Source organism: Bacillus sp. AF62 (genome assembly GCF_050312695.1).
In the GTDB taxonomy this organism is placed as follows: Bacteria; Bacillota; Bacilli; order Bacillales; family Bacillaceae_G; genus Bacillus_A; species Bacillus_A cereus.
Genome location: NZ_JBNPJZ010000101.1, coordinates 141,745 through 161,007 on the forward strand (window position 1 = coordinate 141,745; position 19,263 = coordinate 161,007).

A 19,263-nucleotide genomic window follows, 5' to 3' on the forward strand; every position below is an offset into this window, starting at 1 on the left:
ATACGATAATGAGTAGGATAAAATATGCTTTTATTGATTAAGCAGCTTTCTGCTCAGTTTGAGTAACAGGTTTTTGAAGCGAGTTATAAACCCCTGTTCCGATAACGTCTAATGCCATTTTCATTCGTTCAGGTGAAATGTTTTCTAATACGTTATCTTGAGGTGTATGGTATACCTTCTCAATATGATAGATTAATGGATTCCAACTATCGACACCCATCCAAATAAATAGAGCAGCAGGAATACCAGCTTCAGCAAATGGAACATGATCACTAGAACCGAATTTACCTTGTAGGACGAGGTCATTATTTAGTTGTTTACCTGCTTGCAAGGCAGCATCTGTTACAAAGTTTGTAGAGCCATCAGGTGTCATAGCGTATAAATTCTTTGCTTTATCATAATTTGTTGCAACCATGTCTGCGTTAAAGACACCTAAAATTCGATTGCGTTCTTTTTGGGATAGACTATTAACGTAATAATCGGAGCCAAGTAAGCCAGTCTCTTCAGAACCAAAGGTAATAAACCGAATTTCCTTATCAGTTTCTACATTTTGAAAAGCACGAGCTAGTTCTAATACTAATCCAGTTCCAGAAGCATTATCATTTGCGCCAGGTGCTCCGACAACACTATCATAGTGCGAACTTACAACGACTGCTTTTTCATTACCGGTACTCTTTTTTGGTTTCTTTGTGGCGATAACATTTAGAGATGTTAATTTAGATTCATGTCTCGCTTTTAGGGAAAGAATTGTTGTCCCTTTTTTAGCGATTTCTTCTTTAAATGCATTTCCTTGCGCATAAGCAAGACCAAAGACAGGGATAGATTGCTTTTTCGTTAGGCGGGGATTGAAGGTTTGTCCATAATTTCCGCGTCCGCCAATTAAACTGTATAAAAGAACACCTTTTACACCTTTGCTAACAGCATTTTCAACTTGTTTATTATAGTCTGTAATTGTCGTTCCTCTTTCAAATAAAACAATTTTACCGTTTACTTCATTTGGAATATCTTCTAATTTTGTCCCACCTTGAACAAAGATAAGGGGAGCTGTAACAGCTTCTGTAGAAATTAGTGAATTAGGAGCAGCACCAGCTTGCCAATTACGTTTTATTGATAGTGGTGATTCAATGAATCCAACGTACTGATCGGGCACCTGAAATGGCTGATATTCTACTTCATAGCCCATCGATTTAAGCTGCATACCAATGTAACGAGAAGCCCATTCTTCGGATTTTGTTCCACCGGGTCGAGGACCAATTGTTTCAGATAAGAAACGAACATGTTCAATTGCGCGGTTTGGATCAATCTGTTTTGTAATAGATGGAGTTTGTGTAACCTCTGACGTGGAATCCGCTTTTGCTTGCCCAATTGGAGCTAAGCTAACAGCGAGTGATACAGCAAGCAAAGAGCTTACTATTTTTTGTTTCAATGATTTTCTCATTTTTTCCTCTCCTATTCTTCTATTCTCTGTGACTGACAAAAGAAGACGGATAATGATTTTATTTTACCTTCGCGTCTTTTATTTTTCAATATTCTGATATTGAGAAATAAAAACAATATATGCATATTTGCATATTTTTGAGGAAGATATGTATGCTATCATTTTAAACGAAGGTTCGCTTTCTACTCTGAAAGCTCCTACATTGCATGAATCTAGTGTACCCAAACTTTAGATTATGTAGAGAAATGGAACCACTGTAGGGTTTCATTTCTCATGTTTGAATCAGTTGATGGTAATTATGTTTCCGCATTTCATAATTATTATCAGTGATATATGTAAGGCATCCATATGAAAATAAGAGGCTGTTCAAAGGTTTTCCGTACTTTTGGGCAGCCTCACCCCGTTAAAAGGACGATACTTTATGTATCGTCCTTTTTGTATAAAAAAACATCCAATCAATTGAGAGATTGATTGGATGTAAAAACATTATTAATAATGTTTTTTGCGTTTTGTAGCTAAAATACTTAATAATCCAGCTAGTAGAAGGACGATACCTACTGTTTGTGTAGGGTCTTCTTTATGACCTGTATTTGGAAGGTGTTTATCCGTATTTCGATCATCTTGTTGTTTGTTATCTGTTTCATTTGATGTTTCTTCGGAAGTTCCGTTTTTGTGTTTCTCAGATGTTTCATTGCCTTTGTTTTCTTCTTTATTTGGAGGAGTAACTGGCTTGTCATCTCCACCTGACGAAGATTCAATCTTTTTATTTGAAACTGTAATTTGTAGTGGTGTAGCTTGGGCTTTATCAATTGTAAAGTTTATTGGTGATGCATCTAATTGATAGCCTTTAGGAGCCTGTGTTTCTACTAATTGATAATTACCAGGTTTCAAATCATTTACGATTACTTTTCCGTGTTGGTCTGTTTTTAAACTCTCTCGGATGATTTTTCCATCTTGGTCTAAAATATTGAAAATGGCACCTTCAAGTGTTCCATGGTGATCAATATCAACTTTAGTTAACTCAATTGAACCTGTTGTTAAACTATTTAAAGCTGTAACAGAGGTAACCTGAGATTGTCCTTTCGTAATTGTGAAAGGAATTGGTTTAATGTTTAAATCATAGCCAGTTGGAGCTTTCGTTTCAATAAACTGATAATCTCCTGGACGTAAATCAGAAACAGAAATCTTCCCATCTTTATCAGTAGTTAAATCAGAACGAATATCCTTGCCGTCCATATCTACAATTTTAAAGATTGCTCCTTCAAGAGTAGTACCATCGATGTCATCAACTTTAGTTAATTCAACGGCGCCTTTAGTTAAGCTATTCGTAGCAGTAACAGAGGCGATTTTTTCTTGGCCTTTTTTAACTGTGAACTTAATAGGTGTTTTGTTTAAGTCATAGTGTTCAGGAGCTTTTGTTTCGATAAACTCATAGTCTCCTGGCGGTAATTCATCCACAACTAAACGGCCGTTTTTATCAGTAGTTAAATCGGTACGAACATCGTGTCCATCCTTATTAACAATTTTAAATACTGCACCTTCAAGTGTTGTGTTTTGCTTGGCATCATCAACTTTAATTAACTTAACACTACCTTTCGTTAAGCTATTAATAGCTGTAACGAAGACATGCTTTGTTTGACTTCTTTCGATTGTGAACTTAATTGGTTCTTCATTTAAGTCGTAATGTTTAGGAGCTTTTGTTTCAATAAATTGATAGTCTCCTGGTTGTAAGTCTTTAGCGGTGATTTTTCCGTCTTTATTGGTAACTAAATTCGTACGAATGTCGTTACCGTTCAGATCAGTAATTTTAAATACCGCACCTTCTAGCATTTCTTTCTTATCTATAGAGTCAACTTTCGTTAATTCCACGCCACCTTTTGTTAGGCCATTCTTAGCAGTAACAGAAGCGTGAGTTAGTTGACTTCTCTCGATAGTGAAGCTAATAGGTGTTTTATTTAAATCGTAATGCTTAGGAGCTTTCGTTTCAATGAATTGATAGTCTCCTGGGCGTAAGTTCGTAGCAGTAATCTTACCATCTTTATCAGTAGTTAAATCAGTGCGAACAATTTTACCTTTCGCATCGATGATGTTAAACACTGCATCAGAAAGTTTTGTATCTGGATTTATATCATCCACTTTTATTAATTCTACAGCACCCTCAGTTAAGCTATTTGTAGCAGTAACTTGGAGCTTTTCTTTTTGGCTTTTCTTAATTGTAAACTTAATAGGTGTACTATCTAATTTATAGTGTTCAGGAGCTTTCGTTTCAACAAACTGATAGTCCCCAGGACGTAAATCAGAAACAGAAATTTTTCCATGTACATCTGTTGTAAGCTCAGTACGAATCTCGTTACCATTCAGATCAGTAATTTTAAATACCGCATCTTTAAGAGCAGTACCATCTACATCATCCACTTTAGAAAGTTCCACAGCGCCTTTCGTTAAGCTATTTGTAGCTGTAACGGAGATAGGATCAGCTTGGCTCTTTGTAATTGTGAATGGAATTGGCTCTTTGCTTAAATCGTAGTGTTTCGGAGCCGTTGTCTCGATGAATTGATAATCACCAGGACGTAGGTCAGAAACGCTAATTTTACCTTGTTGATTAGTAACAAGATTTTTGCGAATTACAGTACCATTCATATCCACAATTTTAAATACTGCGCCTTCAAGAGTAGTGCCATCGACGTCATCCACTTTAGAAAGTTCCACGCCGCCTTTTGTTAAACTATTTTTCATAGTAACGGTAGCAATATCTTTTTGGCTTTTTTTAATTGTAAATATAATTGGTTTTTTGTCTAAATCATAGTGTTCAGGAGCCGTTATTTCAACGAATTGATACGTACCAGGACGTAAGTTTTCGATAACGATTTTACCTTCACTGTTTGTTTTTAAATCTGTTTTAAGTACTTTGCTATCTTGATCCAGTAAATTAAATACCGCATCAGCAAGTTTTGTTTGAGTGTTTAAATCATCAACTTTAAGTAATTCGATACTACCTTGTTTTAAGCTATTTGTAGCAGTTAAAGAAATAGCTTTCTTCTGTCCTTTTTCAATAGTGAATTTGATTGGTGTTTCATCTAAAACGTAATGCTTAGGAGCTTTCGTTTCGATAAATTGGTAATCACCAGGACGTAGGTTGTTAATTTCGATTATTCCTTGTTCATTTGTAACAAGGTCTTTATGAACTACATCACCGTTCATATTAACAATTTTAAATACTGCATCTTTAAGAACAGTGCCGTCAACATCGTCTACTTTAGAAAGTTTAACTGCACCCTTTGTTAAAGCATTTGTAGCAGTGATATGAAGAGTTTCAGTTTGGCTCTTTTTAATTGTAAATACGATAGGTTTTTTATCTAAATCGTAATGTTCAGGAGCAATTGTTTCAACGAATTGATACGTACCAGGACGTAGGTTTTCAACAACAATTTTACCTTCATCATTTGTTTTTAAGCCTTCTTTAACTAGCTCTCCGTCTGCATCTAATAAATTAAATACGGCGTTAGCAAGTTTTGTAGTTATATCAATATCGTCAATCTTTGTTAGTTCAACGCTACCTTTTTTCAAAGCATTTTTGCCTGTAACATTGATCTCTTTCGTTTGACTTCTTTCAATTGTAAATGGAATCGTTGTTTCATCTAATACATAGTGCTCAGGAGCTTTTGTTTCAATGAACTGATAGTCTCCAGGGCGTAAATCAGAAACAGAAATTTTACCGTTTTTATCTGTAACAAGATTCGTATGAACTTCCTTACCATTCATATCCACAATCTTAAAGATTGCACCTTCGAGCATCGTACGATCGATGTCATCAATTTTTGTTAATGTTACTGCACCTTTCTTTAAACTGTTAGTAGCAGTAACAGTAATATTCTCTTTTTGACTTTTTTCGATAGTGAACGGAATAGGGTCTTTGCTTAAGGTATAGTCTTTTGGAGCTTTTACTTCAATAAATTGATAGTCTCCAGGACGTAAATCAGAAGCAGTAATTTTACCGTTTTTATCAGTTGTTAAACCTTTTCGAATTACCTTTTTAGTATCATGAGCGTCAACGATTATAAATTCTGCACCTTCAAGAGTAGTGCCATCAACATCATCAACTTTTGTTAAAGTGACGCCACCTGTAAGTAAACTATTTTTTACAGTAACAGGGATAGGAAGATCTTCCTTACTACCTTTTTTAATTGTGAACTTAATAGGTGTTTTGTCTAATTTATAATGTTCAGGGGCTTTTGTTTCGATAAATTGATAATCCCCTGGTGCTAAATCAGGAATAACTAATACTCCGTAATCATCTGTTGTTAAATCTTTCATAATTTCTTTGCCAGTTGCGTCTTGCAAGGTGAATACAGCGCCGGCAAGAGCTTTACTACTTTCCACATCATCTTCTTTAATAAGTTTAACTTTTCCTTTCGTTAAACTATTTTTAAATGTAAGTGGAAGGAGTTTTTGTTGTCCTTTTTCGATTGTAAATTCAATTGGTTCTACATTTACATCGTAATAAGTTGGAGCCTTTGTTTCGATAAGCTTATAGTTACCAGGACGTAAGTCATCTACAACTAGCATTCCTTTACTATTCGTAACAAGGTCCGTACGAACATCTTCATTAGTATCTCTATTAACGATTTTAAATACTGCACCTTCAAGTGTTTCCTTTTCATCTGCAGCATTCACTTTTGTTAACTCAATACCGCCTTTTGTTAAGCTGTTTTTAGCGGTAACAGTAGCCTGAGTTGTTTGACTTTCTGTAATCGTAAATTTAATTGGTTTTGTATTTTTGTCGTAATACTTCGGTGCTGTTACTTCAATAAATTTATAATCGCCAGGGCGTAAGCCAGTAGCGATAGCTTTACCATCCGCACCAGTTTTTACATTTTCGCGAATGACTTTCTTTTCATCATTTGCATCAACAATTTTAAATACAGCACCTTCAAGAGCTGTACCATCGATATCATCAACTTTTGTTAATTCAACATCTCCTGGTTTTAAAGCATTTTCAGCTTTCACAAGTAGAGTTTCTTTCTGACTTCTATCGATTGTAAATTCAATAGGTTCTTCTCGTAAAACGTAATGTTCAGGAGCAGCTATTTCAATAAATTTATACGTACCAGGACGTAGGTTACTAACTTTAACTTTACCGTGTTTATCAGTAGTTAAGTTAGTGTGAGGGGAAACGTCATTATTATTTGTATCGACAAGTTTGAATACAGCACCTTCTAGTGGTTTTTTCTCACCAAACTCATCAACTTTTAATAATTCAACCTCGCCCGTTTTTAAGCTGTTATTTGCCGTAACAGTAGCAAGAGCTTGTTGGCTTTTATCAATTGTAAACTCGATAGGGTTTGTACTTAACGTATAATCCTTAGGAGCTTCTGTTTCGATAAATTTATAAGCACCAGGCTCTAAATCTTTAACGGTAACTTTTCCATCTGAACCTGTTTTTATATTTTCACGAATTACTTGTTTCTCGTCATTCGCATCGACAATTTTAAATACAGCACCTTCAAGGGCAGTGCCATCGACATCATCGACTTTCGTTAAAGTGACACCACCTTTAATGAGGTGATTTGTCGCTGTAACAGTAAGTGCTTTCTTTTGACTTTTTATAATTGTAAACTCAATTGGTTTTTTATCTATGTCGTAATCTTTAGGTGCTTTTTCTTCGACAAATTGATAGTCTCCAGGGCGTAAATCTTTTGCTTCGATTTGTCCTTGATCATTTGTCGTTAATTTTTCATATCCACGAATTACTTTGTTATATCGATCGCGTACACTGAACTCCGCACCTGCTAAAGTTTTTCCATCTTTATCGAATTTTGTTAAAATGGCCGATCCTGGAATCAAACTGTTTGTTGCAGTTCGGTTTATTACTGTTGTTTGATCTTCTTTGATTGTGAATTGAATAGGTGTACTGTCTAATTTATAATGCTCAGGAGCAGTTGTTTCTTGTAAGTAGTAAGTTCCTGGTTTTAAATTATCTACAGTAATTTGTCCTTGATCATTTGTTGTTAATTTTTCGTGTTCTGAAATTATTTTTTTGTCTTTATCAAGTAGTGTGAAAACGGCACCTTGCAGTGTGACGTTTTTATTCAGGTCATCAGACTTTGTTAAAACTACTTTACCGACAAACTTCTTATTTGCAAGTTTATATGTTGTAGTCTCTTGTGTACCAAGTTCAACAATTTTCCCTTGTTTTAAATCCCAGCTAATTACATAGCCTTCAGGAGCCTTTGTTTCTTTTAATAAATATTTATCGCGCTTTAAATTATTAAATTTAGCGATACCGTCTTTGTCTGTTGTAATTTTACGGATAACAGTTTTACCTGTACGATCGTATAAAGTAAATTCTGCCCCAGCTAATAGTGCGTTCTTATTGTCGTTATCTACCTTTATAATTTCAAGGTTTCCACGGCCTTTAGTAGCAGATCCTCCGCCTGAACCAGAAGACATTCTCACTTCAATCGTTTCAGTAGTTTCTGTGTTTTTAACTGTCAACTTATTGCCTGTGATTTTCGCTTTATTACTTACTTTTTCTTTATCGTCTGCATTAATAAGTGAGCGATATTCTAAAATATAAGCTCGATCAATTTTTTTCAAGAAGGCAATTTCGAAATGTTGCTTTCCGGTATTATTGTCTGTTGTTATTTTGAGTTTATAGTCTGTTCCTTCTTTTAATTCGTTTACTGTATCTTTTGTTAAATTTCCATATGGATCAACAGTTGTAGGATATAAGTGGAATGAATCTTTCACAATTACCTGATTTTCGGTTGGGTCATCTGTTACAACGGCATCTGCAATGGTTGATTGGCTTTCGTTAATTGCGATACTCCAATTAATATAGTTGTCGTCTTGCACAGCTTTTTTAGTAACGAAGCTGCCACCTTTATTTACTTGAGTGTCACCTGTAAGGGTGTTTACGATTTTAGAACCATCTTTTAAATCTGCCTCGTTTTTGTAGGTGCCTTGGATAAGTTCACCATCAAGGCTTGTTTTAAAGATAATATAGTAAGGTGAATTAATTGATTGTTTGAAATGAACCTTTAGGGTGTTTTTATTTTTCTCTGTAGGTTCTTCAAGTTCATATTTCTCAGTTGGTACAGCATTACCAGGTTGTGCATTATCAGGATTTCCATTTAGAATCATATCGCGCACTTCAATGGATCCAGGCACTAATTTTTGTTTATCTTGTATTACGTCTATAACATAAGGATCTTTAATCTCAACATTATTATAGTTAAAGCCTATTATCCAAGTAATTTCCTTCGTTTGGGCGTTATAAGAACCGTATTTATAACCATTTGCCTTTGTGAAAGTATCAGGATCGAAATTAGCTTCAACTTTATTTGATTGTGGATTAGAATCCGTATCTATCCAAGAAAGGTTACCTGTATTTTTAAATGAATTTTTACCACTTTCTAGCTTTGTATAATCAAAGTCTGTCGTATATTTTACGACTAATGTCTTTGTCATATTAGACTGATACGTGCCTATAAGAGTAATTTTGAAGCCTTTATCTGTTACATCTAAAACATAGTCAGTCCCAGCTTGAAGGGTATAATTTCCGTCTTTAATTTCTAGTTTCTTATCTTTTAATTGTAATCCACCATGATCAAAGGTGTCCGTAATAATCGCGTTGCTTAATGGATAGTTGTTATTATTTACTATAATTGTCCAAGTTGTTGTTTTGTCTTTATAATTTGTTTCAGCTTTATTATTAGATTTAATAATATTTTGCTGCTTGAAGCTAGCTTCATTTTCTTTACTTGAATCATTATCAGCTGTAACTTTATTTTTTACTTTTCCATCTTCTATAACTTTATTGGTTGGCTTGGTTTTATAGGTAATCACATAAGCACTATTAATATCATCATTAAACTGTAAATCGAATCCATTCTTCTTGTTACTTACATTGTAATTATTAACAGCGTCTCCTGTTACAAGCGTTCCTTTTTCATTATATGAAGCGTTTTTTACAACAATAGAATTTGCATCTAGTTCGTGTGTATCGTCAAAAATATCTTTTAAAATCGCATCTGCTTTTTTGATCTCTCTTTGATCACCATTGTAAGTAATTGTCCACTCAATTGTTTGCGTCTTTGGATCATATTTACTTGTTTTATTTAAGTGTGTACCACGAGAAACCGTTACAGTAGAACTTGCGTTTTGTTGCTTTTGATTATCACTCGTTATCGTAACGTTATTTCGGAAACTTTTAATATTTTCATCAGTAATCTTTGTGGCATATTCGATTTGATATGCTTTATTGATAGAGTCTTTGAAAGCAATCTCCAATTTTGAGCCATCTGATGAAATAATATTGTAATCTGTTGGCTCAGCTTCTGCACCACGCGTTACATTCCCATTAACATCAACTTCTAAATAATAAACTTTAATAGAATCTTTATTTAAGCTTGTACCTTGTGGAATGTTATCTTTAAAAACAGCGTTTTTAAGGGTGTCTTTCGTTTTGTTCATCTCTACTTTCCAATTAATTTCATTTGTATTAATTGGTCTATCAGGTAAACCCTTTTTATTCGTAGCTGTTTGTACATTAGGCTTAAAATCAACTGTAATAGAAACATCCTTATCTTTAATCGGGAAAGGAATTTCTTGTGTTGTTGTACCTTTAATTTCAGCTTTATTAAATTCTGTCTTTAATTGTAGGTTACCAGCAACATCTGGATGCTCTTCAACATAATCGTTGAATGTCATCGTGACTTTTCCATCTTTTGTAACAGTGAAATTACCAATTTGATGGTTTTCACTATCATATAAAGGACTGTTAATTGTATTGTAAATCTTAAAATGTTTAGGAAGATCAAAAATATAGTAATCTCCATTTTTCACATTCATTGATTTTAAAAGTTCCCATGTAAACTCAATATTGGCAGGGGAATCTGTACTTGGACGGTTATCCTCTGTAAATGGTTTTCCGTCTTTATCCGTCAACTTTACACTGGTTAAAATGTTTGTTGTTATTTGCTTTGGACCTGAATTTGTATTCTCAGCAGGGGCGCTTGCTAGCTTTTGTTCTGGATTGTCAGTAGCAATTTTAGCTGCTGGGTTTTGTTCCGGATTATCAGTGGCAGTTTTAGCTGCTGGGTTTTGTTCCGGATTATCGGTAACAGTTTTAGTTGTTGGGTTTTGTTTCGGATTATCAGTAACAGTTTTAGTTGCTGGGTTTTGTTCCGGATTATCAGTAACAGTTTTAGTTGCTGGATCTTGCTCCGGATTGTCAGTAACAGGTTTAGCTACTGGATCTTGCGCTTGTTTATTAGTATCCTGTTTGGTGCCATCTTCTTTAGAGTTTTCTACTTGAACAGGAACTGATATAGGCTGAACCATTGTTCCTAAAGGAAAAGCGATTTGAAGTGATTTTTCCCCAGTTTTTAAAGTTGAGTTAAACACGGTATCAACTTTAATTTTTCCTTTAGCGTCTTTCAAATTTTCTACTTGATTATTAAATATTAATTTTAATTTATTATCTTTAGCTGTTATAAAATATTGACCAATATTTTTTTGATCTGTTACTAAATCCCCTTGCAAATCTTTAGATACTTTTAATGCAAGTGGTATTTGAACTACTGCTGTATCATTTGCGTGTGCAGCTTGTTGATCCTTTATTGACCAAGCGTATTCTACTTGAATGGTTGATCCTATCTTTATTAAATTGTTAGGATTTTTTGCTTCGTCAATAATATGATTCGTTGCATCCTTCATTTCAACAGTGTCAAATAAGGAATCTCCTGTTAAGGTTTCCGCTTTTACTTGATTGTATGGAAAACTAGCAAGTTGCGAAAATAGTACGAATACAATTAAACATACATTAAAAAGTTTTTTCATTTTTCCTCCTCTGAACATTCATTTGTCCATTGGGGACTTATTCCACATGAACAAATGGAATATTAAAAGTATTTTTTATAAGCTATTTATTTTTGTTATCCCTCCGTTTCTATACGCTTTCTCAGACAAACAGAATTATGTTCAAAGTAATATTATTTAACGTAAAACAAAATGTATATTTACACATTTCTGCGGAAATATACACAATTCGACAAAAAATGTCGAAAAAAATACTGATATAAAGAATGATATCAGACCTTTATATGTGAGATAGTTTTCATGTATATCTAGTAAAAAAGAATGGTTATAAAGGTAAGTTTTACGATACATACTAACCAATGTAGTGTATCCCTTTGGAAGGCTTATTTTTGCCTTAAAGTTATGTGGAAATAAAAATCTAGATAGGGTTGGTTTTGGTCAGAATGAAGACAATATGTACTTTGAAAATAGTCATCTATTTTGTCTAAAGAGAGTTGTGCGATTAGTGGACCGAAGTTGAAAGATGATAGTTTCTTACATTGTTAGAGAAATATAAGAATTACAGAATATTCGACTAACACGTTACTACGGTCATTTTTGAGACTGTTTAAACAATAAGAAAGAAGGTGTTTTACTCCGTAGTCACAATATCTTTTTAGTAAAGATAAGCTGAAGTAACCTCCGCTAAAGATTATATACTTAAATGATAAAGAGTTCAACAATAGTTCACATATTTTCCCAAAAATAAAAACGGCTGTTTTATGTGGAATAAATCTACAAAACAGCCGTTTTTGGTATTAGATTTCTGTTAAGATTATTGGTTCACCGCGTGTTACGACAACGGTATGTTCACATTGTGCAACAAGACTTTTATCAGGTGTAACGAATGTCCAACCGTCGTCACCACGTTCAATAATATGATCAGCTTTCATAGAGATGAACGGTTCTACAGCGATAACAAGACCGTCTTTTAGAAGCGCATTATCCATTGGATCATAGTAACTTAAAATGTGATTTGGTGCTTCATGTAAGCTAAGACCAATGCCGTGACCAGTTAAGTTTTGAATAACATTGTATCCACTTTTATGTGCGAAGTTTGAAACAGCACGACCAATTTGATTTTGTTTTGAGCCAGCTCTAACCTTTTTCATTGCTGCCCAAAATGCATCAACCGCTGCTTGGCAAAGCTTTTCTTTTGCTTCGTCTTCTCCAAGAACAAATGAGATACCTGTATCTGCATAATAGCCATCAAGTGCAGCAGATACATCGACATTTACTAAGTCGCCTTCTTTTAATACACGATCTCCTGGAATACCATGAGCAACTTCCTCATTTACACTAATGCAAGTTACACCTGGGAAATCATATTCTTTTTCAGGTGCAGAAATAGCACCATGCTCATCTAATACTTTTTTACCGATCAAATCAAGCTCTTTCGTTGTCATACCTGGCTTCGCTTGTTTTTTCATTTCTTCACGTGCAAGCGCAACGATGCGGCCGATTTTTCGTAAGCCTTCTAAATCTTGTTCATTACGAATAATCATGAAAACCACTGTCCTTCCTCGAATGTATATCTTATCCGATTGTATCATGTTTATTTTCGTCCTGCTACTCGCTTGCGGTATGCGGGTTGATTCCTCTCATAAAGAATACATGACAATTGTCATATCGAGGTCATGACGTATCATACTGTTTCCTAAGTTTTCCAAGTAATACAATGTAAATATAAGAAACAGCGGGGGTGGAGAGTTGGAAAAGATTATTGAAGTAAATGGTGTTTCTAAAACATTTAAACATAAAAACGCAGTAAATAATGTTTCATTTTATGTAAATAAAGGAGAAATCGTAGCATTGCTTGGACCGAATGGTGCGGGTAAAACAACGACGATGTCGATGATGCTTGGATTAAAGGACCCAACGGAAGGTAAGGTCTCTATATTTGGAAAGAGTCCAAAGCATAGAGATGTTCGTAATAGCCTCGGTGCGATGCTACAAGAAGTAAGTGTCATTGATAGTATTACGGTGGAAGAGGCAATCGAGTTATTCCGTAGTTATTATACGAATCCTATAGCGAAAGAAATGTTACTGCAGGTATCAAATTTAGAATCAGAGCGAAAGCAAAGATGTGAGAAGTTATCAGGTGGGCAAAAAAGAAGGTTGAATTTTGCGCTTGCACTTGCGGGAAATCCAGATTTGTTATTTTTAGATGAGCCGACAGTCGGAATGGATATTACGTCTCGAAGAATGTTTTGGGAAACGATTCGAAAGTTAGCAAGTGAAGGGAAAACAATTATTTTAACGACGCATTATTTAGAAGAAGCAGATGCTTTAGCAAATCGTATCTTATTATTTGCGAACGGAAAGATTATCGCAGATGGTACACCAGACGAAATGAAAGCGACGATTTCGCGAAAAACAATCACATTTTACTCGAAGGAAAGCATTCCTACAAAATTACTAAAGGAATTACCAAATGTAACAGAAGTAAAGTCAAGAGAAGGACGCTTCATTTTAACAACGGAGGATACGGATGCAACTTTAAAAGCCATTTATCAAAGGAATTTACCTGTAACAGATGTTTCAGTTGAACGTGGAAGTCTTGATGAAGCATTCGAACAGTTTGTCGCAAATCAGAAGGAGGAAATCGCATGAGAGCATTATGGATGCAATGCAAAATAGAAATTTTACGTACATTCCGCAATAAATTATTTATCTTTTTCTCATTATTAATGCCTGTTATGTTTTACTACATTTTTACAAATGTTGTTCAAGTACCACAAAACGGAGATGCGTGGAAAGCACACTATTTAATTTCGATGGCAACTTTCAGTATTGTAGGGACTGCACTCTTTAGCTTCGGTGTGAGACTTTCTCAGGAAAGAGGGCAAGGATGGACACATCTTCTAAAAATTACACCGCTTCCAGAGGGAGCATATTTAACAGCAAAAATTATCGCTCAAACAGTAGTAAATGCTTTTTCAATATTAGTTATTTTTATTGCAGGGATACTAATTAATCATGTTGAGTTAACGGTAGGGCAATGGATTGGTGCGGGATTATGGTTATTGTTAGGGGTAACACCATTTTTAGCGTTAGGAACAGTAATAGGTTCCATTAAGAAGGCGGACGCAGCTGCTGGCTTAGCAAATATTTTAAATATGAGTTTAGCTATAGTTGGCGGGTTGTGGATGCCGATTGAAGTATTCCCAAAAATATTAAGAACGATTGGTGAATGGACACCGACATACCATTTCGGAAGTGGTGCGTGGGATATTGTAGCTGGAAAATCAATTGGATGGGAAAATATCGCGGTATTAGGAGGTTATTTCCTTATATTTGTTGTAGTATCAATATATATAAGAAAAAGACAGGAAGCGGTATAAATGATAGAGAAGAAGAGGATTGAGATTTTTCCGAAACATATGGGATTTTTTCCATACATGTGGTTTGTTTATCTATTATTTCCAATTTATCACTTAGCACAAGCATCAGGATGGAAGCTTGTGCTAGGAAGCAGTATGTTGATAATTTTTATCGTCACATACCGTCAGCTTTATTTTGTTCAGAGGACGTTTGTTTTTTGGGCGTGTATTCAAATGGTACTCATCTTTTTATTTGCTTTATTTTATAATCCTTTTATGATATTTTTTGGCTTTTTCACAGCAAGTGCGATGGGATTTGCGCCAAATAAGAAAGTATTTCGAGTGCTGTTATGTTCGTTAGTTATAATGCTTGGAGCATTTTTATTTGTAAATATGAATCAACTAACAACTACAAGTTTAGTAAATATTGTTCCGATGTTTATTTTAATGCTTCTTACGCCATTTGGTATGCGCAATTTTAATCAGAAAAAGATGTTGAAGAACCAACTGAATGAAGCAAACGAGCAAATTAAAGACTTAGTAAAACGTGAAGAACGGCAGCGGATTGCAAGAGATCTTCATGACACATTAGGGCATACGTTATCTCTTATTACTTTGAAAAGCCAGCTTGTAGAGAAGTTAATTGTGAAAAATCCAGAGCGTGCAAGTGCGGAAGCGAAGGAAATTACACAAACGTCTCGTACAGCCTTAAAACAGCTGAGAGAATTAATTTCTGATATGCGTATGATTACGGTAGAAGAAGAGCTAGAGCAAATAAAAGCGATCTTACAAGCAGCTAATATTGAATTAGAAGTGAGGCAAGAAGCCAGCTCGAGTTCGTTATCACCAATTGAACAAAATATTGTCGGGATGTGTTTACGTGAGGCTGTTACGAATGTTGTAAAACATAGCAAGGCAACGCGGTGCACAGTTTCTATATTAGAATCGCAAGGTGAGCTGATTTTGAAAGTAAAAGATAACGGAATCGGTTTAACAGATCAAAATCATGATGGAAATGGTATCCGCGGCATGAAAGAACGAATTGCTCTTATTGATGGTTTTGTTGAACTAGGTACAATCAATCCAGGGACGTTGTTAACAGTAAAAGTTCCAGTTGTTATTAGAACAGGAAAAGATGAGGTGAGGGCATGATTCGAATTATTATTGCAGAAGATCAACGGATGCTTCGTGGTGCATTAGGGGCCCTACTTGATTTAGAAGATGATATCGAAGTAATTGGGCAAGCGGCAAACGGGGAAGAGGCACTAAAATTAATTGAATCGTTAAAACCGGATATAAGTATTATGGATATTGAAATGCCGATTCAAAGTGGATTAGATGTTGCTGAAGCGTTAAAAAAAGAAAAATCATTATGTAAAGTAATGATTTTAACAACATTTGCACGGCCGGGATATTTTGAAAGAGCAATGAAAGCTGGTGTGCACGGCTATTTATTAAAGGATAGCCCAAGTGAAGATTTAGCGGCAGCAATTCGTAATGTAATGAAGGGGAAACGAGAGGTCTCCCAAGATTTAATGTTCGGCCTATGGCAGGAGCAAAATCCGTTGTCAGATCGCGAAAAGGAAGTATTGTTGCTTGCGAAAGAAGGAAAGACGGCAAACGAAATTGCGAAGGTACTTTATCTTTCACCGGGTACAGTACGTAATTATATTTCTGAAGTATTAACGAAGCTCGATGCGAAAAATAGAATTGAGGCAATTACAATTGCGGAAGAAAAGGGTTGGATGTAAAAAGAAGGTTACCTATGAGAGGTGACCTTCTTTTTATACTTATTTTACTTCTATTACTTGATTTACTTTTTGTAATGACTTGTAACCATGTGCTTCAAATGCCTTTGCAAATTCATTTGATACGGCAGTGCCATATAGATCCTTTGCAGCTTGTACGATGTGAGATTGAAGTGATTCAAAGTCTTCAGCGGAAGTTGCGTAATTTTGCAATGCACGCATAACAACTTTACTTACTTTTTCATTACCTTGTTTTTGAACAGCAACACCGTTATATGTTTTACCTTCAGCTAATTGATATAATACGTGACTAATAATACCAGAATTTACGTGTGATTCTTGATTATTACCATCGTTATAGAAATCTTGTAAATTTGTATATAGTTTATGGCCGCCGTCACCAATTTCCCTTGGGATATCACGAATTGTTAGGCCACCTAATGTATCGCCCATAATCCAGTTTCCTTTATCTTTCTTTACGTAATATTCGATTTGTGTACCCCAGAAATCTGCTAATCCCTCGTTTAGTGCAGATGTTTCAGCGCTTGGATATCTCACGACTTTATTTTTTGTCGTGCCACTGAATACAGCATGTCCAAATTCATGAGCTGTTACATCAAGAGCTGATGTTAGTTTTCCGTCTAAACCATCACCAAATACCATTTGGTTCCAAGCAGGATGCCAAAATGCATTTACATAGTCTTCTTTTAAACCATCACTAACTTCAGTAGAATCAAAACCGTGTACACTAGCAACAACTTTTGAATCTTTATTGTCGTAACTTTTTAGATTATGTTCTTTCTTAAAGTAATCATAAATATCACTCATGTTCTTCATAGCGCCCGCGGCTTCTTTATCTGCAAAATTAGGAGTGCTACTTGAAATTAGTGTCCCTGGATAACCAGCTTGACTATATCCCCCGAGGGAATCGGCGTAGTTTGCATTATAAATATAAATACCATTTCCGCGTGATAAATCGGCTAAATAAAATTTTCCATCAGTTCCTTTGGCAATATTGAAAGAGATGTTTTCTTGAAGTGCATTTTTCCCAGTTCCTTGCTCACTTGCAGGGGATAATCTAGGTGATGTTCCTTGATTTATAGTCTTATTCTCTTTGTTTTTAATGAATTTTTCTTGGAAAAGTACTTCGCCAGTTTTTAGATCAACGATAGCATTGCCGTTTATAATTTGTTCATTGTTTTCATAAGTAAATGTAATAACAGTTGCGAATGTATAATAGCCATCTTTTTTCTTATAAACAACGGTTTCGCTAGAGAATTCCGTCTCAGCTGCATCACTTGGAATTTGAACTATATCGCGTAATTTAGATTTTACTTCATTTTTCGACAAAAAATTTGTTATAGTAAGATTAGGTTGTTGATTTAAATTTTGAACAACTTTACCACTAACAGTTGTGATCACTCCATTTTTATCTACTTTTACAATGAGATCTTGGCCATATACTTTATAGTTTTTATATGTTTGTGCAAGGCGAACTTCGGTTTGATTTTCTTTGGTTTCTTTATTTGTAGGTTGGAAATCTACATTTTTTTCAGTAGTGACTTGTTCTTGTTGAGCTTTAGCCCCGTTTACCTCACCTTTTAAATACTTTTTAGCAATATTTTCTTTCGTATCATTTTGAGGTTGTGTTAATTTCCCGATTGTTAAACCAGGCTGAGCGATTTCAACTTTTACTTCACTTTTGTCCAATTTTTGAGCATGAATAGCTTCTGTTGATAAAGGATAAAGAAGACCGAATGTAACGAAAGCACTGGCAAGTTTTCTATAATTCATCTATAACACTCCTAATCTATTATTATATGTGAGATGAATTGTATGAAAAATTTGCCGAATTTTATATATATTATGCATTATTTCATATCAAAAATTGTCGAATTCACATTATTGTAGTGGTATGACAACTTAAAAAATTAGATTGTTATAATGGGATGGTGAGTAAGTATGCAAGCAGAGAAATTAGGAAGTGAAATTAAGAAAATTAGAGTGTTGAGAGGATTAACACAAAAACAGTTATCCGAGAACATATGTCATCAATCGGAAGTAAGCAGAATTGAATCGGGTGCAGTATACCCAAGTATGGATATATTGCAAGGTATTGCAGCAAAATTACAAATTCCCATTATTCATTTTTATGAGGTACTCATTTATTCGGATATTGAAAGAAAAAAACAGTTTAAAGATCAAGTCATTATGCTTTGTAAGCAAAAAAGATATAAAGAAATTTATAATAAAGTATGGAATGAGCTGAAAAAGGAAGAATATCATCCTGAATTCCAGCAATTTCTTCAATGGCAATATTATGTAGCTGCTTACGTATTGAAAAAAGTCGATTACGAATATTGTATTTTAGAATTAAAGAAATTGCTCAATCAACAATTGACAGGAATAGATGTATATCAGAATCTTTATATTGAAAACGCAATTGCAAACATTTATGCTGAAAATGGCTATTTGAAGAAGGGTATTGATTTATTTGAACAAATATTAAAACAATTAGAGGCATTGCATGATAATGAAGAATTTGACGTGAAGGTAAGGTATAATCATGCAAAAGCATTATACTTAGATAGTCGATATGAAGAATCACTTTATCAAGTAAATAAAGCAATTGAAATATCATGCCGAATTAATAGTATGGCATTAATTGGACAGCTATATTATCAAAGAGGTGAATGCCTAAGGAAGTTGGAGTATGAAGAGGCAGAGATTGAAGATGCATATAAGAAGGCAAGTTTCTTTTTTGATATATTAGAAATGCATGCATATAAAGAAGCGCTTGTAAATAAAATCAGCAGATAAACAACCTAAAAAGTGGATATGCATAATTGCATACAATGTGAATAAATTTTCATGATATATTAAAAGTAAAAAA

General features: G+C 34.6%; 9 protein-coding genes. 5 read left to right on the forward strand and 4 right to left on the reverse strand.

The window, feature by feature from the left end:
- Window positions 1-37: 37 nt before the first annotated feature.
- From ACQRBL_RS27025 to map, 3 genes are all read right to left on the reverse strand, one after another.
- Window positions 38-1,438 (reverse strand): M28 family metallopeptidase, encoded by a 1,401-nt coding sequence (locus tag ACQRBL_RS27025; protein ID WP_411995844.1) that lies wholly within the window; start codon window positions 1,436-1,438, stop codon window positions 38-40.
- 489 nt (window positions 1,439-1,927) lie between these two features.
- Window positions 1,928-11,281 (reverse strand): SpaA isopeptide-forming pilin-related protein, encoded by a 9,354-nt coding sequence (locus ACQRBL_RS27030; RefSeq protein WP_411995843.1) that lies wholly within the window; start codon window positions 11,279-11,281, stop codon window positions 1,928-1,930.
- A 776-nt stretch (window positions 11,282-12,057) separates the two neighbouring features.
- Window positions 12,058-12,852 (reverse strand): type I methionyl aminopeptidase, encoded by a 795-nt coding sequence (map, locus tag ACQRBL_RS27035; protein WP_003313889.1) that lies wholly within the window; start codon window positions 12,850-12,852, stop codon window positions 12,058-12,060.
- 157 nt (window positions 12,853-13,009) lie between these two features.
- Between map and ACQRBL_RS27040 the strand changes: the two genes are divergently transcribed.
- The 4 genes from ACQRBL_RS27040 to ACQRBL_RS27055 are packed head-to-tail and all read left to right on the forward strand — an operon-like array spanning window position 13,010 to window position 16,373.
- On the forward strand, window positions 13,010-13,912 hold the full coding sequence (locus ACQRBL_RS27040; protein WP_411995842.1) for an ABC transporter ATP-binding protein: 903 nt from the start codon (window positions 13,010-13,012) through the stop codon (window positions 13,910-13,912).
- Window positions 13,909-14,643, forward strand: a complete 735-nt coding sequence (locus tag ACQRBL_RS27045; RefSeq protein WP_001202431.1) for an ABC transporter permease — start codon at window positions 13,909-13,911, stop codon at window positions 14,641-14,643. The genes ACQRBL_RS27040 and ACQRBL_RS27045 overlap by 4 nt, the downstream gene beginning before the upstream one ends.
- A complete protein-coding gene (locus tag ACQRBL_RS27050) occupies window positions 14,644-15,774 on the forward strand; it encodes a sensor histidine kinase (protein WP_411995841.1) in 1,131 nt (376 codons plus the stop codon).
- Window positions 15,771-16,373 (forward strand): response regulator transcription factor, encoded by a 603-nt coding sequence (locus ACQRBL_RS27055; RefSeq protein WP_000619242.1) that lies wholly within the window; start codon window positions 15,771-15,773, stop codon window positions 16,371-16,373. Before ACQRBL_RS27050 ends, ACQRBL_RS27055 begins: the two co-directional genes overlap by 4 nt.
- 39 nt (window positions 16,374-16,412) lie before the next feature.
- On the opposite strand, the gene ACQRBL_RS27060 is transcribed toward ACQRBL_RS27055, so the two are convergent.
- Window positions 16,413-18,164 carry a M4 family metallopeptidase gene (locus tag ACQRBL_RS27060; RefSeq protein WP_078994092.1) on the reverse strand — a complete coding sequence of 584 codons (1,752 nt, stop codon included), beginning with the start codon at window positions 18,162-18,164 and terminating at the stop codon, window positions 16,413-16,415.
- A gap of 168 nt (window positions 18,165-18,332) precedes the next feature.
- Here ACQRBL_RS27060 and ACQRBL_RS27065 point away from each other — a divergent pair, with 168 nt between their 5' ends.
- Window positions 18,333-19,190 (forward strand): helix-turn-helix domain-containing protein, encoded by an 858-nt coding sequence (locus ACQRBL_RS27065; protein WP_001147494.1) that lies wholly within the window; start codon window positions 18,333-18,335, stop codon window positions 19,188-19,190.
- The last annotated feature ends 73 nt before the right edge of the window (window positions 19,191-19,263 follow it).

What these genes read in the sequence shown, in the direction of transcription:
- ACQRBL_RS27050 (WP_411995841.1), top strand. Translation starts at nt 14,644, where the DNA reads ATGATAGAGAAGAAGAGGATTGAGATTTTTCCGAAACATATGGGATTT.
- ACQRBL_RS27025 (WP_411995844.1), bottom strand. Translation starts at nt 1,438, where the DNA reads ATGAGAAAATCATTGAAACAAAAAATAGTAAGCTCTTTGCTTGCTGTA.
- ACQRBL_RS27030 (WP_411995843.1), bottom strand. Translation starts at nt 11,281, where the DNA reads ATGAAAAAACTTTTTAATGTATGTTTAATTGTATTCGTACTATTTTCG.
- ACQRBL_RS27055 (WP_000619242.1), top strand. Translation starts at nt 15,771, where the DNA reads ATGATTCGAATTATTATTGCAGAAGATCAACGGATGCTTCGTGGTGCA.
- ACQRBL_RS27065 (WP_001147494.1), top strand. Translation starts at nt 18,333, where the DNA reads ATGCAAGCAGAGAAATTAGGAAGTGAAATTAAGAAAATTAGAGTGTTG.
- ACQRBL_RS27045 (WP_001202431.1), top strand. Translation starts at nt 13,909, where the DNA reads ATGAGAGCATTATGGATGCAATGCAAAATAGAAATTTTACGTACATTC.
- map (WP_003313889.1), bottom strand. Translation starts at nt 12,852, where the DNA reads ATGATACAATCGGATAAGATATACATTCGAGGAAGGACAGTGGTTTTC.
- ACQRBL_RS27060 (WP_078994092.1), bottom strand. Translation starts at nt 18,164, where the DNA reads ATGAATTATAGAAAACTTGCCAGTGCTTTCGTTACATTCGGTCTTCTT.